A 16,091-nucleotide genomic window follows, 5' to 3' on the forward strand; every position below is an offset into this window, starting at 1 on the left:
CGGGCCTCGCCATCGTGGCGCTGTACCTGCGCCACGATGGCGAGGCCCGCCCCGATGAAGAACGGGATGCGCCAGCCATAGGCGGTCAGTTCCGGCGCGGTCATGAAGGACTGGAGTGCCACCAGCACGAGGGAGGCGAGGAGTTGTCCGCCGATGAGGGTGACGTACTGGAACGAGGCATAGAAGCCCCGGCGCCCCTTGATGGCGACCTCGCTCATGTAGGTGGCGGAGGTGCCGTACTCACCGCCCACCGACAGGCCCTGGAGCATCCGGGCGAGGAGCAGGAGCACCGGCGCCAGGGTGCCCACCGTGTCGTAGGTCGGCAGCACGCCGATCAGCAGCGACCCCGCGCACATCATCAGCACGGAGATGACCATGGAGGTCCGCCGGCCGACCCGGTCGCCGATGCGGCCGAAGAGCCACCCGCCCACCGGGCGCATGAAGAATCCGACGGCGAAGATGCCGGCCGTCTGGAGAAGCTGGCTTGTGGAATCGCCCTTCGGGAAGAAGGCCGGGGCAAAGTAGAGTGCGAAAAAGGCGTAACAGTAAAAGTCGTACCACTCGACGAGGTTTCCCGAAGAGGAACCGACGATCGCCATGATACGGCGGCGCCGGTCGGCGGCATCGTGGGTATTCGAATCGATGCTGATATGCCCTGCGGGGGGAGTGGACATGGCGTCTCCGGAACTCACGACTGGCCGGCCCTGGACCGGCTTCTTGTAATCCCGGAGACGTGCCAGCCCAGGACTTCGACCGCAAGCGCCGACCTTCCGGCAGACCCGATTTGGTGACGCGATGTCACCCGGTTGCGGCGAAAGCGGCGCGGAACGGTTTCGAAGCATTTCCCGTTCCGGCCCGGGTCGAGCGCCCGTCGGGCGCGCCCACAGCGACGGCGGGACGGCGGATGAACAGAATACTTCGCGGCACGATTACCGCAGCGATCATCATCGCGGGGGCGACGACCGCCTTCGCCCAGGGCGGCCCGGGTGGCGGCGGTGGACCGGGTGCGGGCGGTCCCGGTGCGGCCGGCGGAGCGGCCGGCGCGGGCGGGCCCGGTGGTGCAGGTGGACCCGGCGCGGGTGGTCCGGCCGGTGGCGGCGGAGCGCCGGGGGGCATGCGCGGCGGCGAACCCGGTCGCGGCCCGGCGGCCGGCGGTCCTGCGGAGCGGGGTGGCGCCGCCGAGCGCGGCGGACCTGCCGAGCAGGGTGGCCCTGCCGAACGGGGCGCGGCCGATCGGGGCGGCCCCGGCGAGCGGGGCAACGGTCCGGGCGGTCCGAATGCCCGCGAGGAAGGGCCGAACGGTCCGGGTCGCGGCGCGGCGGAGCGGGGTGGCCCCGACGGACGGGGCGGCCCGAATGCCGGCGGCGAGCGCAGGGCGGGCGAGCGCGGTCCCGGGGCACGGGGTGGACGGGAAGCGGGCGGCTCGGCCCGTGGCGGCTATTCACGCCTCGACACGGCCCGGCGCGGCGAGTTCCGGCAGTCGATCACGCGGGCGGGCGTCTCGCGCCTGAACGATGTGAACTTCGCCCTCAGCGTCGGCACGGCGATCCCGCGCTCGATCGGCCTTCATCGGCTGCCGCCGTCGATCGTCGAACTCGTTCCGGACTACGAGGGGTACGATTACATCCTCGTGCGCGATGACATCGTCATCATCGATCCGGACACCTACGAGATCGTGGACGTGATCCCGTTGTAAGGGGCACCGCCCTCAGGCCCAAAGCCGTCATTTCAAGCATCGCGAAGCAATCCAGGGAGCGGGCCGCGTCGGTGAGTGGCGCGTCCCTGGATTGCTTCACTTCGTTCGCCATGACGGTGAGGATGTGAGTGCGGGTCGGTGGCTCATCGCCCGCCGTCGAGCAGTTTCGATACCACGCGGGCCGTGTAGTCGACCATCGGCACGATGCGGGCGTAGTTCAGCCGGGTCGGGCCGATCACTCCGACGACTCCGACGATCTTCTGCGACCCGTCGCGGAACGGCGCGGCGATGAGGGACGAGCCCGAGAGCGAGAACAGCTTGTTCTCGGAGCCGATAAAGATGCGCACCCCCTCCCCCTGCTCGGCCCGGGCGAGGAGGTCGATCACGTCCTTCTGGGTTTCCAGATCGTTGAACAGCAGGCGGATGCGTTCCAGATCCTCGGCCGCCCGCAGGTCGTCCAGGAGGTTGGCCTGGCCGCGGACGATGAGTTGCCGGGCCTCGGAGGGGCCGACGGGTGTTGCGAGGCCCGCATCCACCAGCCGCTCGGTCAGTTCGTCCAGTTCGCGCTTCTTGGCGAGGCGGCCGGCCTCGATCTCCGCGCGCAGCCCCCCGAGGGTGCGGCCGGCGAGACGTGAATTGAGGTAGTTCGTCGCCTCCTGCAGGGCGCCCGCCGGTAGGCCGGCGGGCAGGTCGAGGAGGCGATTCTCGACGGTGCCGTCGTCCGAGACGAGGACGACCAGAGCGCGGCTCGGATCCAGGCGCACGAACTCGATATGCTTGAGGTTCGCGTTGGCTTTGGTGGTGAGGACCACCCCAGCCCCCCGGGACACCCCGGACAGGAGGGTGGAGGCCTCCGTGAGGGCCGATTCGAAAGTGTGGCGCGAGGCGACCGACCGCATCTGGCCCTCGATCCGGTCCTTCTCATCCTGCCCGACATCGCCGAGTTCGAGCATGGCATCCACGAAGAATCGCAGGCCTTGCTCCGTCGGCAGACGGCCGGCGGAGGTATGCGGCGCGAAGATCAATCCCGAATGCTCCAGATCCGCCATGACGTTGCGGATGGAGGCCGGCGACAGGGCCATCGGCAGGATGCGCGCGAGGTTGCGCGAGCCCACGGGCTCACCTGTCGTCAGGTAGCTCTCGACGATCTGCCGGAAGATCTCGCGCGCTCGTTCGTTGAGGGCGGCGAGGGCCTGCATCGATGGGTTCTGCGAAATGTCGAAGCTCTGATGTGTCACGTTCGGCGATCCTGCGCGCGGATCATGTCCGCGCCGGGGCCGCGGATCAATCCGCCGCTTGCCCGCCGTGGCGGTGCGGCCTATGAGCCCGGCCCGCACCTCTCATACGGAAAGGGCCTCGCATGCGGCCATCCCACCGTGCCGCCGACGCGTTGCGGCCCGTGACCCTCGAACGCGCCGTCGCGCGCTACGCCGAGGGCTCGTGCCTCGTCTGCTTCGGCAACACCAAGGTGCTCTGCACCGCCACCCTGGAAGAGCGGGGACCGCCCTGGCTGCGGGGCTCCGGCAAGGGCTGGGTCACGGCGGAATACGCCATGCTGCCCCGCGCCACCCATGAGCGGACGCGCCGGGAGGTCAATTCCGGCAAGCCCTCCGGCCGGACGCAGGAAATTCAGCGGCTGATCGGCCGCTCGCTGCGCGCCGTCACCAACCTGTCGGCCCTGGGCGAGAAGCAGGTGACGGTGGATTGCGACGTGATCCAGGCCGATGGCGGCACCCGCACGGCGGCGATCACCGGGGCATGGGTCGCCCTTCACGATTGCTTCGCCTGGATGCGCAGCCGCTCGATCATTTCCGTCGATCCCCTGCGGGATCACGTCGCCGCAATATCCTGCGGGATCTACAAGGGCATGCCGATCCTCGATCTCGAATACGAGGAGGATTCCGCCGCCGAAACGGATGCCAACTTCGTCCTGACCGGCAAGGGCGGCATCGTCGAGGTGCAGGGCACGGCCGAGCAGGATCCCTTCACCGAGGCGCAGCTTCTGGAACTCCTCCGGCTCGCCCGGTCCGGCACCGAGCGCCTCGTCGCCCTGCAGAAGGAGGCCATCGCGTGAGGCGGCCCCTGACCGGCAAGGTGGTCATCGCCACCCACAACGCGGGCAAGTTGTCCGAGATGCGGGAGCTTCTGGGGCCCTTCGGCATCGAGGCGGTGTCGGCCGGCGAGCTCGGCCTGCCGGAGCCCGATGAAACCGGGACGATGTTTGCCGAGAACGCGGCGATCAAGGCCCATGCGGCCACCCGGGCCACGGGTCTGCCGGCCTTCGCCGACGATTCCGGCCTCTGCGTCGATGCCCTCGACGGGGCGCCGGGCATCTTCTCGGCCCGCTGGGCGGGACCGACGAAGGATTTTGCCGGGGCCATGGCGCGGATCTTCGCCGAGCTCGACGCCCGGGGGGCCACGGATCGCCGGGCGCATTTCGTCTCGGCCCTCGTGCTGGCCTGGCCGGACGGGCACACGGAACTGTTCGAGGGGCGGGTGTTCGGCGACATCGTGGAGCCCCGGGGCGATGCGGGCTTCGGCTACGATCCCCTGTTCCGGCCGGACGGGCACGTGCGCACCTTCGGCGAGATGTCCGCCGAGGAGAAGCACGGGGTGGACTGGCGGGCTGGACGTGGCCTTTCCCATAGGGCCCGGGCCTTCGTGAACCTTGCGCGGGAGTGCCTCACCCCGGCGGCGCGGATTTGACACCTGCCGCCTTTGCAGGCGACAGCGGAGCAAACCGGGAACGCGCGTTGGCTTTCCAGCAAGCACGGCTCCGGATCGCTTCGCTGCGCTCGCGATGACGGCACGAGGACATGCCGCGCGACCGCCCTGACAGGCGCGACATGCCACCGACCATCCCTGACCACCCCACCCGTGACGCGGGCTTCGGGGTTTACCTGCACTGGCCGTTCTGCGCCGCGAAGTGCCCCTATTGCGACTTCAACAGTCATGTCCGCCACGCGGGCGTCGACGAGGCGCGCTTCCTGACGGCCTTCCGCGCCGAGATGGCGCATGTCGCCGGGCGGGTGCCGGGCCGGGTGGTGACGAGCGTCTTCCTCGGCGGCGGCACGCCCTCGCTGATGCGGCCGGAGACGGTGGCCGGCCTGCTCGATGCGGTGGCGAACCACTGGAGCGTGGCGCCGGACGCCGAGATCACCCTCGAGGCCAACCCGTCGAGCGTGGAGGCCGGTCGCTTCCAGGGCTATCGGACGGCGGGGGTGAACCGCGTCTCCCTCGGGGTGCAGGCGCTGGATGACGCCTCGCTCAAGACCCTGGGGCGCCTGCACAATGCGGCCGAAGCGTTCACGGCGATCCGTATCGCGCAGACCACCTTCGCCCGAACCTCCTTTGACCTCATCTATGCCCGCCCCGGTCAGAGCCCAGACGCGTGGCGGGCCGAGCTGACGGAGGCGATCGGCCGGGCGGCGGAGCATCTCTCGCTCTATCAATTGACCATCGAGCCCGGCACGCCGTTCTACGGCCTCGCCGCCGCCGGCAAGCTCGTGATTCCCGACGAGGACGTCGCCCGCGCTCTCTACGACGTCACGCAGGAGGTCTGCGCCGCCGCCGGGCTGCCGGCCTACGAGATCTCAAACCACGCCCGCCCCGGCGCGGAGGCCCGGCACAACCTGCTCTACTGGCGCTACGGCGAATATGCCGGCATCGGCCCCGGCGCCCACGGCCGGCTCGTCACGACGGGGGGGCGGATCGGCACCGTCACGGAGCGCTCTCCCGAAGGATGGCTCGCCCGGGTCGAGGCCAAGGGCCACGGCATCGCAGAGACCGAGACTCTCGATGCCGCCGCCCAGGCGGACGAGTTCCTCGTCATGGGTCTGCGGCTGACCGAGGGGATCGCCCCCGCCCGCTACGCCGTCCTCAAGGGCAGGCCCCTCGACTCGGAGCGCATCACCGCCCTGGTGCAGGACGGTCTGCTGGCACGCCGGCCGGACGGCCGGATCGCCGCGACCGCCACCGGGGCTCCGGTGCTCAACGCCCTCGTGGCCGAGCTGGCCCGCTAATGGCCGCCCGTCCGGGCGCGCGCACGTCCTTGCGAACGCAGTGAAGCAATCCAGGGCAGCGGGCCGTGTCCGACCGTGGCGCCGCTGGATTGCTTCGCTCCGCTCGCAATGACGGCGGTGTTCAGTTCAGGACGACGACCTTGGTGCCGACGTTCACCCGGCTGAACAGGTCGATGGCGTCCTGGTTGATCATGCGGATGCAGCCGGACGACACGCTCTTGCCGATGGAGAAGGGCTCGAGGGTTCCGTGGATGCGGAACAGCGTGTCCTTGTTACCCTGCCAGAGATACATCGCACGGGCACCGAGCGGATTGCGCAGGCCGCCCGACACGCCGAGGCCGCTCTGCAGCTTGTCGACCTCGCTCGCGAGCTTCGGGCTGCGGGCGATCATCTCCTTGGGCGGATACCAGTCCGGCCAAGCCTGTTTCGAGTTGACCGTCGCGGTACCCGACCAAGAGAAGCCCTGCTTGCCGACGCCGACGCCGTAGCGGCGGGCGCGACCGCCCTCCTCCACCAGGGTCAGCTGGTGAGCCCGCGGATCGACGATGATCGTGCCGGGCTCGTAGGGGCCGTGATAGGCGATCTCCTGGCGCAGGTAGGCCGGGTTCATCTTCTTGTAGTCGAAGGCGCGCACGGGGAACACGTCGTCCTCGACCGGACCGTAGGCCCTCGCGTAATCGATCGGGCCGTTGTCGGGCGCGCGCAGGACGGCCTTCGCCTTGGCGGCTTCGATGGGCGAGAGGGCCGGGTCGCCCGACGCCTCAGGCTGCACGAGGGCGGCCTGACGGGATTGCTGCGCCTGGGCCGCGGGGGGCGGCGACATGGCGGGGACGGCGGCAGGCGCGGCGGCGGCCTGCCGGTCGAGAACCGCGCGGCCGAATTCGACCCGGCCGGCATAGGGGACGTAGCGGTCGCCGCGGCGCAGGTAAAAGGCGCCGTTCTGATCCTGGTAGAGGCGGTCGGCATCGCCATCCATCCGGGCATCGGCCACGGTGGCGCGGCTCTGCGCCAGGGCGGGTGAGGCCGCTGCGCACGCGGCGAGGCCGGCGAGGAGGAACAGGCGGAGCGGGGCGGACATCGCGGGACTTCCTGGAAGAAGAGTGCGGATCGCGGGTGGACCATACCACCGGCCATCGGCCAAGCTTACGCGAGATCTACAGATTTCGTGGCGCTGCGCCAAGCGCAGGCGGAGACATACCCGCCCGGCGCGGCCTTTCCGGCGGCTCTGTTGCACGAAGGCAGCAAGATCATCCCCGATTTCTTCGCAGACCGGTCCTGCGCCCGTTTGCGCAGCAGATTTGCCTTGTTCGCAAGCACCGCCACCGGCCAGGCCCTCCGTTGCGAAAACCGAAGTGGGGTGGGGCCGGCCTGCCGATCGGTCCCCCGGGCGCTGGCATGGCTCGTGCATTCTCACCCTCGCCGACCTTGGCGCGGCATGCGGAGCAACGGCGCTCCCGACAGCGGACGGTGTGAGTCCGGACCTCCGGCATGTGCGGCCGCGTCGCGGCTTGCAAACTCAGACGAGCACCTCATCGATGGCAAGCTTCAAGACTGTGATGAAGTCGGGGCATCCTCCGACTCTGTTTGCGGCCTTCCTCTATTTCGATTTCTGCTTCGCGATCTGGGTGCTGAACGGTGCGATGGGCCCGTTCATCACCGAAACCTACAAACTGACCCCGGCCCAAACGGGCTTCATGATCTCCCTGCCGATCCTGGCCGGCGCAATCATGCGGTTTCCCCTCGGCGTGCTGGCCCAGTATATCGGCCGGAAGAACGCCGCGATCACCGAGATGAGCATCATCATCCTGGCGATGGCGTACGGCTTCTTCGTCGTCTCGTCTTACAGTGACGTCCTCGCCATGGGCGTCCTGCTCGGCATCGCCGGCGCCTCCTTCGGCGTCGCCCTCTCCCTCGGGTCGGGCTGGTTCCCGCCGGAGCATAAAGGCCTCGCCATGGGCATCGCGGGTGCCGGCAATTCGGGCACCGTGCTGGCAGTGCTCTTCGCGCCGCCCCTGGCGCAGATGTACGGCTGGCAGGCCGTCTACGGCTTCGCGGGCGTGGTGATGCTCTTGCCGCTGGTGGTGATGATCGTCCTCGCCAAGGAGCCGCCGGATCTCCATGGCCAGTCCTTCAAGGAGCATATCTCCTGCCTGTTCACGAAGGATGGTTGGGCGTTCTCGCTGATCTACGTCATCACCTTCGGCGGCTTCATTGGTCTCTCGAACTTCCTGCCGACCTTCTTCTACGAGCAGTTTTCGGTGACGAAGGTTGAGGCCGGACGCCTCACGATGCTTGCCGCCCTGATGGGATCCGGCATCCGCATCGTCGGCGGCTACTTCGCCGACAAGCTCGGCGGCGTGGCCGTTCTCGCCGTGGTGCTGCTGGCCTCGGTGGCGGCGTTCCTCGGCCTGACGACGAACCCATCCCTCGCCCTGACGACGCTTCTGTTCATGTTCTGCTTCGCGGCGCTGGGTGCCGGGAACGGGGCCCTGTTCCAGCTGGTGCCTCTGCGCTGGCCGAACAACACCGCGGTGGCGGGTTCGATGATCGGCGAAGTCGGAGCCCTGGGCGGAGCGATCCTGCCCAACGTTATGGGGATGTCGAAGCAGTATACTGGACACTTCGCCACCGGCTTCGTGATCTATGCCGCCTTTGCGGCCGTGGTGCTGGGCTGCCTGTTCCTGTGGCAGCGGAGCTGGGTCGGCTCTTGGGTCGGTCCGCGGGGGAAAGCCCTCACCTCCCCCGATACGGGTGAATCCCGGGAGCTCCGTCCGGCCACCGCCTGACCACAACGATCCGTGGCGACGCGACGGGGGCCCTGCGGCCCCCGTTTGCGTTTGCCCCTGTCGCGCCGCATGAGGGAGAGAACGAGTGAACCGCCCTCCCCCCGCACGGTTTGTCCCGATTGCATAGGGGATCCAAGAATGATCTGCGGTTGCCAACGGCGCCGAGACGAGTTTGAATAACGTATTAGAAAAAGCGCTCGCCCTTCCGGGACGTGGCGCCGTGCGGGCGGGACGGTCAGACGTCCGCAGCACCGCCGGGAGGAACGGGCGATGATGAAGCGCGTGAGCGCCACGAACGGCGTGCTCGGCCTGCTCTGCATCATGTACTTCATCACCTACCTCGACAGGGTGAACCTGGCGACGGCCGGCACGGTGATGATGCACGACCTCGGCATGTCGAAGACCGAGTTCGGGCTGATGCTGTCGGCCTTCGCCTACCCCTACGCGATCTTTCAGGTGATCGGCGGCTCGGTGGGCGATCGCTTCGGCGCCCGGCGCACGCTGATGGTCTGCGGCATCATCTGGGCGGCCGCGACGGTGCTGACGGGCTTGGTCGGCGGCCTCGCCAGCCTGTTCCTCGCCCGTGTTCTCCTCGGCTTCGGCGAGGGCGCCACCTTCCCGACCGCCACCCGGGCCATGCAGAACTGGACGGCCCCCGGAAAGCGTGGTTTCGCCCAGGGGATCACCCACGCCTTCGCCCGGCTCGGCAATGCCGTCGCCCCGCCCATCGTCGCCTTCCTGATCTATCACTTCGGCTGGCGCGTGAGCTTCTACGTGCTCGGTGTGCTTAGCTTCGTCTGGGTGGTCGTCTGGTACCTCTACTTCCGGGACGATCCCTCCGATCACGCCCGAATTACGAAGGCCGAACTCGAGACCCTGCCTGCGCCGCGGAAGGTCGGCATCCGCCAAGCCGTCCCGTGGGGCGCCCTCACCCGCCGGATGCTTCCGGTGACGGTCACTTATTTCTGCTACGGCTGGACGCTGTGGCTGTTCCTCGGCTGGCTCCCGACCTTCTTCAAGGAGAGCTACGGACTCGATCTGAAAAACTCGGCCCTCTTCGCGTCGGGCGTGTTCTTCGCCGGGGTCATCGGCGATACCGTCGGCGGCATGGCGAGCGACCGCATCGGCCATGTCACCGGCAACGTGAAGCTAGCCCGCCTCTCGGTGATCGTGGTGGGCTTCCTCGGGGCGGCCGCCAGCCTGACGGGGGTGTTCTTCACCCATGACCTGACCCTGGTCGCCCTGCTTCTGTCGTCCGGCTTCTTCTTCTCCGAACTCGTCATCGGCCCAATCTGGTCGGTCCCCATGGATATCGCACCGAAATATGCCGGCACGGCGAGCGGCCTGATGAACACAGGCTCTGCCGTGGCGGCCATCGTCTCGCCCGTCGTGTTCGGCTTCATCGTCGACAAGACCGGAAGCTGGACCCTCCCCTTCATCGGATCGATCGGCCTTTGCCTCCTGGGCGCGGTACTCGCCTTCACGATGCATCCGGAGCGAGAGTTCGAGGCCGCACCGGCCGATCCGGCCGGGCGGATCGCCAGCGTCCCCGCGGGAGAGTGAGCATGGTCCACGCGCCGGGACGGCAAGGTCCCCTCACCGGCATGCGGGTGATCGAGCTCGCGCACATCATGGCGGGGCCAGTCTGTGGCCTGATGCTCGGCGACATGGGCGCCGAGGTGATCAAGGTCGAGAAGCTCGAAGGGGACGATACCCGCCGGACGGTGCCCCCCGCCCTGGAGGGCGAGAGCGCCGCCTACATGATGATGAACCGCGGCAAGCGCGGCATCGCCCTCGACCTGAAGGCCCCGGAGGGCGTGGCGGTTCTGCGGCGCCTCCTCGCCAAGGCCGACGCACTCATCGAGAACTATCGGGGCGGCACGATGGAGCGGCTGGGCCTCGGCTACGATACCCTGCACCGGGATTTCCCCGCCCTTGTCTACTGTTCGCTGTCCGGCTTCGGCCGCAGTGGCCCCTATGCCGACCGGGCGGGGTTCGATCTCGTGGCCCAGGGTATGAGCGGCCTCATGTCGGTGACGGGGGAAGGTCCCGGCCGGCCGCCGATGAAGTGCGGCCCGCCGGTCACCGACATCACCGCGGGCATCCTCGCGGCCATGGGCGTCCTCGCGGCCTACACAAGGCGCCTGAAGACCGGTGAGGGGCAGGCCGTCGACACATCCCTGTTCGAGGCGGGAATCACCCACACCTATTGGCAATCGGCCATCGCCATGGCGACGGGGATCGCCCCCGGCCCCATGGGCTCGGCACACCCCCTGAATGCCCCCTACGAGGCCTTCGAGACCGCGGACGGCTGGATCACCATCGGGGCGGCCAACCAGACCAACTGGCTCCGCCTGCTCAAGGCCATCGGCATGGACAGCCTCGCCGAGGATCCGCGCTTCGCCCACAACCGGGACCGGATGGCCAACCGGGAGGACCTCGCCGCCACCCTGGCACCCGCCTTCCGCGCTCAAAGTTCGGAGAGCTGGCTCGCCCGGCTCGAAGCCGGGGGCGTGCCGGCGGGGCCGGTCCTCGACGTGAATGCCATGCACCGCGATCCGCAGACCCTCGCCCGGGAGATGGTGGTCGAGGTGGAGCATCCCCGGATCGGGACAATGCAGACGCTCGGTCTTCCGGTGAAGTTCTCCGGGACGCCGGGGCGCGTGCACGGGGCCGCCCCTCTGCTCGGCGAGCATTCCCGTTCCATCCTGGCGGAAGCGGGATACGATGAGGCGGCGATCGACGACCTGATCACCCGGGGCATCGTGCGCGAAACCCGCGCCTGATCCCGTGCCCGCTCCCGACTGTCCGGAGGCTTCGATGAACGCTCACGCCCCGACCGACGAATTGGTCTTCACCAAGGACGAATCCGGCGTGGCCCGGATCGTCCTGAACCGGCCGCAGGCGCGCAACGCCCTCACCTTCGCGATGTATCGCGGGCTGATCGCCTGCTGCGAGGACATCGCCGCCGATCCGGCGGTCAAGGCCCTGATCATCACCGGCGCAGGCGACAAGGCCTTCGCCGCCGGCACCGACATCACGCAGTTCCGGGCGTTCGAGACGGCTGAGGATGCCCTCGGCTACGAGCGTTTCATGGATCAAGTCCTGGGCGGACTGGAATGTCTGCGCGTGCCGACCATCGCCGCCATCGCGGGCGCTTGCACGGGCGGGGGCGCGGCCATCGCGGCGGCTTGCGACCTGCGGATCGCCACCCGCGACGCACGGTTCGGCTTTCCCATCGCCCGGACGTTGGGCAACTGCCTCAGCCAGGGCAACCTGAAGCGGCTCTCGAACTTGATCGGCCCGGCCCGGGTGAAGGACATCATCTTCACCGCCCGGCTTGTCGGCGCCGAGGAAGCCCTGGCGATCGGCCTCGTCGGAGAGGTGGTGGACGACCGCTATGCCTTGACCGAACGCGTCGATGCCCTCGCCACGCTGCTCACGGGCCACGCGCCCCTGACCATGCAGGCTACGAAAGAGGGCCTCCGCCGGCTCGCCGAGGAAGAGGATCTTCCGGCCGACGCTCCCCGCCCCGGCGATGACCTGATCCTCATGTGCTACATGAGCCAGGATTTCCGGGAAGGCATGGAAGCGTTCCTGGGCAAGCGTCCGCCGGACTGGAAGGGACGCTGATCCGCGACGTGATTGCGAGCGTCAGCGGAGCAATCTAGGGAAGCATGCCACCTCCGAAGGTGCCGGATCCCTCGATTGCTTCGCTCTGCTCGCAATAACGACGCGGGTTTCGGAACTCGCCCGAACGCCGCGAGGACGTCCTAGCGTTCGCCCGGAGCCGCGAGCTTGTTCTCGTCCTCATCGAGCAGAGGAACGTCGTAGTCGCGCAGCACCTTCTCGATGTCGGCCTTGCGCTTGCGCAGGGCGGTATTGAGCGTGCGCTTCCAGTCGTTCTCGCCGATCCGGACACCCATGGCGATGCGATAGGCCATCGGCGGACGCTCAGGCTCCTTGAGCAGCGGCGTCACGACCATGGCCGTCCCGCTCTGTTTGGCAAGCCAGCCTGCGGCGGGCCCCCAGAGCACGGCCGCATCGATGGTCTTCGACGCGAGGTCAGCGATGACCTCGGCAGCTACCGTCTGATGCTTGCGCTGCGGGTCGAGGGCGTAAGGCGCGTAGGCCTTCATATCCGGGATGAGGCCGAGATCCCCCATCCGATTCACCGGCGGCGTGCCCGCGATGACGCCGATCTTTTTGCCCTTGAGCCGGGGGTCGTCGAGGGCGGTCACGCCGTCCAGGTCGCCGGCACGGGTCACCAGGGTATAGATCGAGCGGTAATAGGGATTGGTGGTCTGGACGAGATCGCTGCCGAAGGCTTGGCCGACGATCAGGTCGCATAGACCAGTACCGAGGGTGTTGCGAACGAAGCCTGGACCTTGAGTCAGCCAGTAATAGCGGACCTTGACCTTCAGCTCGTCCGCGATGATCGAGGCGATCTTGTTCTCGAAGCCGTCTTCCTTGCGCTCGGAAAACGGCATGTTGCCGGGGTCGCCGCAGACCCGCAGAACGTCGGTCGTCACGGTATCCGGCAGGTGCTGTGCGACAGCCCCCTGCGCCACCGTCATCGACAGGGCGCAGAGGATCGCAAGCTGAGGGGCGCGGGCCATTAGAAGCCCATGCACTCCTTCTCGGTCTTCTTGGCGGCGTCGGGCTTGTCTTCGTGGTCGCTCGGCCGGATGCGGCCGATCGCACCTGCGGCACGGGCCTTCAGGTACACGTAGAGGTCGTCCGAGTAGCACATGACGTTCTTGTTGTCGCCGAAGGCCGGCATGACCTTCTGCTCGGCGGCGTTTACGTCCTGCTTGCCGCCGACGAGGATGCCGATGAACTCCTCATAGGAGAGGTGCTTCAGCGAATCCTTGAGCGCCGGAGCGTAGGTCGAACCCATGCCGTCCGGACCGTGACAGACGTGGCACTCGGCGTGGTACCGGCGGTAGCCGGAATAGCTGTACCAATCGAGCTTCTTGCCGTCGTCGGTGACGTGGAAGGTCGGATGCCCGTCGGCGTCGATGTACTTTCCGTCCTCGATCTTCACCGCCGCATCCTTCTTCAGGAGAGCGGGATCCTGCTCAGCGGTCTTGTCGTTCGCGTTGAGCGAGTTGGCGAGGGCGGGATCGGGTTTGGCATCCTCAGCATGTACGGCGACCACGGAAACGGTCGCTAGGGCGAGGGCGGCCAGAACGGGCCGCGTGATGATGGTGCTGAGGTGGAGCAACGTGGGCTTCTCCCTGATTGAGGTCTTTCCGTCTCCCTTCGAGCAGAGACCCCTTGACCGCGTAGCTTAATCGCAAGGATGCCGGCGCGGAAGACCGCGCCGGCATCGTTTCTGTGGGGTTCGCTGCGGCCTATTAGTTCGGCAGAGCGAAGACGGTCAGCTGGCCGCCGAGGTTGGTGTACTGCGACAGAGCCGCGTAACCACCCACCGCGCCGAGGCCGGCGTTCGGGTCGGTCAGGCCGGCCGCAAGGCCGATGCCCGCCCAGCCGCCGACGCCCGAGAGGACGCCCACGTACTGCTTGCCCTTGTGCTGGTAGGTCATCACGTTGCCGATGATGCCCGACGGGGTCTTGAACTTCCAGAGCTCCTTGCCGGTCTTGTCGTCGACCGCCTTCAGGTAGCCCTCGAGGGTCCCGTAGAACACCACGTCACCGGCGGTGGCGAGCGCGCCCGACCACACCGAGAACTGCTCCGGATCCGACCACTTGATCTTACCGTTCACGCCGTCCCAGGCGATGAAGTTACCCATGCCGCCGTGAGAGTTCGGGGCCGGGTACATCGAGAGGGTCGCACCGACATAGGGCTGGCCCGGAGTGTAGGTCACCCGGAACGGCTCGTAGTCCATGCAAACGTGGTTGGTGGGAACGTAGAACAGCTGAGTCTTGGGCGAGTAGGCCGCCGGCTGCTGGTCCTTCGAACCGAGAGCCGCCGGGCAGATGCCCTTCGAGTTCACGTCCTCACCGTTCTGCTCGGTCGAGTACTTCGACACGACCAGCGGACGGCCGTAGGTCTTCGAACCCTTGTCCATGTCGACCTTGGACGCCCAGTTGACGGCCGGATCGTACTTCTCGGCGACGACGAGGGCGCCGGTCTCACGGTTCAGGGTGTAGCCGAAGCCGTTACGGTCGAAGTGGGTGAGAAGCGGCTGTTCCTTGCCGTCAACCTTCTGATCCGAGAGGATCATCTCGTTGATGCCGTCATAGTCCCACTCGTCGTGCGGGGTCATCTGGTAGACCCACTTGGCCACGCCGGTATCCGGGTTACGCGCCCAGATGGTCATGGACCACTTGTTGTCGCCCGGACGCTGCTTCGGGTTCCAGGTCGAGGGGTTGCCCGAGCCGTAGTACACGAGGTTCAGCTTGGGGTCGTAGGAGTACCAGCCCCAGGTGCAGCCGCCGCCGGTCTTCCACTGATCGCCTTCCCAGGTCTTCAGCGAAGAGTCCTTGCCGATCGGCTTGCCGAGCTCGGTGGTCTTCTCCGGGTCGACCAGCATCTGGTCATCCGGGCCTTCCGAGTAGCCGCGCCACACCAGCTTGCCGGTCTTGAGGTCGTAGGCGGTGACGGAGCACTGCACACCGAACTCGCCGCCGGAGATGCCGACGATGACCTTGTCCTTGACCGGGAGAACGGTCGCGGTGTTGGTCGCGCCCTTCGACGGGTCGCCGTTCTTCACCGACCAGTTGACCTTGCCGGACTTCGCATCGAGCGAAACCACGGTCGTGTCGGCCTGGTGGAGGAGGATGGCGCCGTCGGCATAGGCCAGACCACGGTTGACCGTGTCACAGCACATGACCGGGATCACGGACGGATCCTGCTTCGGCTCGTACTTCCACACGATCTTGGCGTCGTGGTCGAGGTCGAGCGCGTAGACGATGTTCGGGAACGGCGTGTGCACGTACATCATGTTGCCGACGACCAGGGGAGAACCCTCGTGGCCGCGCAGAACGCCGGTCGAGAACGTCCAGGCGACCTGGAGGTCCTTCACGTTCTTGGCATTGATCTGATCGAGCTTGGAATAACGCGTATTGGCGTAGTCGACCGTCTGAAGCACCTGCTCAGCAGGATTGTTGAGGTGCTTCATCACGTCGTCGTTGGCGAGCGCCGGCGTGGCGACGGCCGCAACGCCTGCCCCGAGGGCAAGGAGATGTACCGCTCTCATGGATTCCTCCGACAAGTCATTATCAAGTTCTCAGAACACGCCAAGAAGGCGATGTGAGAAGAACTGTAACCTGACTCTTTCGCGACAGGGATAAAGCCTCGATAGCGGGCGATTGGGTGACGGTAGTCTTTCAGACTACCGGCCAGAGGCCGCCCATCCCCTTGGGCCGCCCCCTCGAAACCGAAGCTGGGACGGACCTTAAGAGATTTTTGAGCGCCGTCAACACGGAGTTTGACGGCGGTTCCACCGGCAAGCCGCCTCATGGTTTCTGATTTACGAAAGCAACAGAATTGCCGCTTTGCACAATTTCAGTGTGCGGTGCGATGAAAAAGCGCGGCTCGGATCAGAATCGTTGTGGGCGTCGGAAGAGCTGTAGTGGCTTGGTCTACAAAACTTCGTTGTTCTGTCGTCTTCTAGCGCG

14 protein-coding genes are annotated in these 16,091 nt (G+C 67.2%); 8 read left to right on the plus strand and 6 right to left on the minus strand.

Annotation, left to right across the window (positions count from 1 at the left end; translation table 11 throughout):
* On the minus strand, positions 1-674 hold a 674-nt coding region (locus tag MFF22_RS09590; protein WP_238248744.1), incomplete at its 3' end, for an MFS transporter.
* A gap of 230 nt (positions 675-904) precedes the next feature.
* Between MFF22_RS09590 and MFF22_RS09595 the strand changes: the two genes are divergently transcribed.
* A complete protein-coding gene (locus MFF22_RS09595) occupies positions 905-1,696 on the plus strand; it encodes a DUF1236 domain-containing protein (protein ID WP_238248745.1) in 792 nt (263 codons plus the stop codon).
* Positions 1,697-1,839: 143 nt separating this feature from the next.
* Here the strand turns inward: MFF22_RS09595 and hrcA are convergent, their stop codons facing one another.
* Positions 1,840-2,895: a heat-inducible transcriptional repressor HrcA gene (hrcA, locus tag MFF22_RS09600; protein ID WP_238248811.1), complete on the minus strand. Its 1,056-nt coding sequence runs from the start codon at positions 2,893-2,895 to the stop codon at positions 1,840-1,842.
* Positions 2,896-3,056: 161 nt separating this feature from the next.
* Between hrcA and rph the strand changes: the two genes are divergently transcribed.
* The 3 genes from rph to hemW all read left to right on the plus strand — a co-directional run bounded on the left by rph (position 3,057) and on the right by hemW (position 5,718).
* Positions 3,057-3,770, plus strand: a complete 714-nt coding sequence (gene rph / locus MFF22_RS09605) for a ribonuclease PH (protein ID WP_238248746.1) — start codon at positions 3,057-3,059, stop codon at positions 3,768-3,770.
* Positions 3,767-4,402: an RdgB/HAM1 family non-canonical purine NTP pyrophosphatase gene (gene rdgB, locus MFF22_RS09610; protein ID WP_238248747.1), complete on the plus strand. Its 636-nt coding sequence runs from the start codon at positions 3,767-3,769 to the stop codon at positions 4,400-4,402. Before rph ends, rdgB begins: the two co-directional genes overlap by 4 nt.
* A gap of 140 nt (positions 4,403-4,542) precedes the next feature.
* Positions 4,543-5,718, plus strand: a complete 1,176-nt coding sequence (hemW, locus tag MFF22_RS09615; RefSeq protein ID WP_238248748.1) for a radical SAM family heme chaperone HemW — start codon at positions 4,543-4,545, stop codon at positions 5,716-5,718.
* Positions 5,719-5,839: 121 nt separating this feature from the next.
* Here the strand turns inward: hemW and MFF22_RS09620 are convergent, their stop codons facing one another.
* A complete protein-coding gene (locus tag MFF22_RS09620; RefSeq protein ID WP_238248749.1) occupies positions 5,840-6,796 on the minus strand; it encodes a L,D-transpeptidase in 957 nt (318 codons plus the stop codon).
* Positions 6,797-7,253: 457 nt separating this feature from the next.
* Between MFF22_RS09620 and MFF22_RS09625 the strand changes: the two genes are divergently transcribed.
* From MFF22_RS09625 to MFF22_RS09640, 4 genes are all read left to right on the plus strand, one after another.
* On the plus strand, positions 7,254-8,504 hold the full coding sequence (locus MFF22_RS09625) for an MFS transporter (protein WP_238248750.1): 1,251 nt from the start codon (positions 7,254-7,256) through the stop codon (positions 8,502-8,504).
* A gap of 270 nt (positions 8,505-8,774) precedes the next feature.
* The gene (locus tag MFF22_RS09630) at positions 8,775-10,067 is read left to right on the plus strand and encodes an MFS transporter (protein WP_238248751.1); all 1,293 of its coding nucleotides are present in this window, start codon (positions 8,775-8,777) and stop codon (positions 10,065-10,067) included.
* A 2-nt stretch (positions 10,068-10,069) separates the two neighbouring features.
* On the plus strand, positions 10,070-11,290 hold the full coding sequence (locus MFF22_RS09635) for a CaiB/BaiF CoA transferase family protein (protein WP_238248752.1): 1,221 nt from the start codon (positions 10,070-10,072) through the stop codon (positions 11,288-11,290).
* A 34-nt stretch (positions 11,291-11,324) separates the two neighbouring features.
* The gene (locus MFF22_RS09640; protein WP_238248753.1) at positions 11,325-12,137 is read left to right on the plus strand and encodes an enoyl-CoA hydratase/isomerase family protein; all 813 of its coding nucleotides are present in this window, start codon (positions 11,325-11,327) and stop codon (positions 12,135-12,137) included.
* Positions 12,138-12,277: 140 nt separating this feature from the next.
* Here the strand turns inward: MFF22_RS09640 and xoxJ are convergent, their stop codons facing one another.
* From xoxJ to xoxF1, 3 genes are all read right to left on the minus strand, one after another.
* Positions 12,278-13,123 (minus strand): rare earth element methanol dehydrogenase accessory protein XoxJ, encoded by an 846-nt coding sequence (xoxJ, locus tag MFF22_RS09645; RefSeq protein ID WP_238248754.1) that lies wholly within the window; start codon positions 13,121-13,123, stop codon positions 12,278-12,280.
* Positions 13,123-13,731, minus strand: a complete 609-nt coding sequence (locus MFF22_RS09650) for a c-type cytochrome, methanol metabolism-related (protein WP_238248755.1) — start codon at positions 13,729-13,731, stop codon at positions 13,123-13,125. The genes xoxJ and MFF22_RS09650 overlap by 1 nt, the downstream gene beginning before the upstream one ends.
* A 133-nt stretch (positions 13,732-13,864) precedes the next feature.
* Positions 13,865-15,670: a lanthanide-dependent methanol dehydrogenase XoxF1 gene (gene xoxF1 / locus MFF22_RS09655; protein WP_238248756.1), complete on the minus strand. Its 1,806-nt coding sequence runs from the start codon at positions 15,668-15,670 to the stop codon at positions 13,865-13,867.
* Between the last annotated feature and the right edge of the window lie 421 nt (positions 15,671-16,091).

It is taken from the genome of Methylobacterium persicinum (genome assembly GCF_022179525.1).
Taxonomy (GTDB): Bacteria; Pseudomonadota; Alphaproteobacteria; order Rhizobiales; family Beijerinckiaceae; genus Methylobacterium; species Methylobacterium persicinum.

Coding starts and splice junctions, on each gene's coding strand:
- MFF22_RS09595 (WP_238248745.1), top strand. CDS start 905: ATGAACAGAATACTTCGCGGCACGATTACCGCAGCGATCATCATCGCG.
- hrcA (WP_238248811.1), bottom strand. CDS start 2,895: ATGCAGGCCCTCGCCGCCCTCAACGAACGAGCGCGCGAGATCTTCCGG.
- rph (WP_238248746.1), top strand. CDS start 3,057: ATGCGGCCATCCCACCGTGCCGCCGACGCGTTGCGGCCCGTGACCCTC.
- hemW (WP_238248748.1), top strand. CDS start 4,543: ATGCCACCGACCATCCCTGACCACCCCACCCGTGACGCGGGCTTCGGG.
- MFF22_RS09620 (WP_238248749.1), bottom strand. CDS start 6,796: ATGTCCGCCCCGCTCCGCCTGTTCCTCCTCGCCGGCCTCGCCGCGTGC.
- MFF22_RS09625 (WP_238248750.1), top strand. CDS start 7,254: ATGGCAAGCTTCAAGACTGTGATGAAGTCGGGGCATCCTCCGACTCTG.
- MFF22_RS09630 (WP_238248751.1), top strand. CDS start 8,775: ATGATGAAGCGCGTGAGCGCCACGAACGGCGTGCTCGGCCTGCTCTGC.
- MFF22_RS09635 (WP_238248752.1), top strand. CDS start 10,070: ATGGTCCACGCGCCGGGACGGCAAGGTCCCCTCACCGGCATGCGGGTG.
- MFF22_RS09640 (WP_238248753.1), top strand. CDS start 11,325: ATGAACGCTCACGCCCCGACCGACGAATTGGTCTTCACCAAGGACGAA.
- xoxJ (WP_238248754.1), bottom strand. CDS start 13,123: ATGGCCCGCGCCCCTCAGCTTGCGATCCTCTGCGCCCTGTCGATGACG.
- xoxF1 (WP_238248756.1), bottom strand. CDS start 15,670: ATGAGAGCGGTACATCTCCTTGCCCTCGGGGCAGGCGTTGCGGCCGTC.